The sequence below is a fragment of the Candidatus Nanopusillus massiliensis genome (genome assembly GCF_920984865.1).
The window spans coordinates 519614-519901 of sequence record NZ_OV100765.1 but is presented as its reverse complement, the minus strand read 5'-3'; positions in this window follow the sequence as shown (position 1 = coordinate 519901).

Here is a 288-nt window from a genome sequence, read left to right as displayed (position 1 = left end):
GCATATTGTGCATCTTGGTACATTTCCTTTTCTTAATTTTACAATTATGGATATTCTTCCAGAGGGTGGTTTTCTAATTAAATATGTCTTAGCCATTTTTATTATCTATTTTAGATTTTTTTATAAATCTTGAGTAAATGATATTAAATATTAATAAGAAAATCTGTATCAAAATATATAATATTATATATATAATTAAAGGATTTAACCTTTTCCATATTTATCATTGCTAATTAAATGGTAATGTGTTTGTTATAGAATTTATAGATAATAATTTTGCTTCGTATG